General features: G+C 40.2%; 1 protein-coding gene. It reads right to left on the minus strand.

What is annotated here, in order from left to right:
* On the minus strand, positions 1-405 hold a 405-nt coding region (locus tag NI466_RS15835; RefSeq protein WP_253174012.1), incomplete at both ends, for an IS3 family transposase.

Here is a 405-nt window from a genome sequence, read left to right on the forward strand (position 1 = left end):
CTCGTAAATTTGCAGCTTCTAAACGATTGGTATAGCGAATAGAAAGATATTGAACACCTCTATCGGAATGATGAATCACATTCTTTGGCATACCTCGATCATGCAAAGCTTGTTCTAATGCATCGAGCACCATATCTGTATTCATCCGTGTAGATACTTTCCATCCAACAATTGCTCGTGAGAACACATCAATAACAAATGCGGTATATACCCAGCCTGAATGAGTTTGAATATAGGTAAAGTCACCCACCCATAGTTGGTTTGGATGATCAGCATTAAAATTACGTTTCACTAAATCATCTGCCCGTTTTTGGTCATCTCGGCTACGGGTGGTTTGTTTGTTCTTACCTCGCCAAACACCTTGTATACCTAGCTTTTTCATTAATCGAGCAACAGTACAGCGTG

The organism is Acinetobacter lwoffii, assembly GCF_024129595.1.
In the GTDB taxonomy this organism is placed as follows: Bacteria; Pseudomonadota; Gammaproteobacteria; order Pseudomonadales; family Moraxellaceae; genus Acinetobacter; species Acinetobacter lwoffii_O.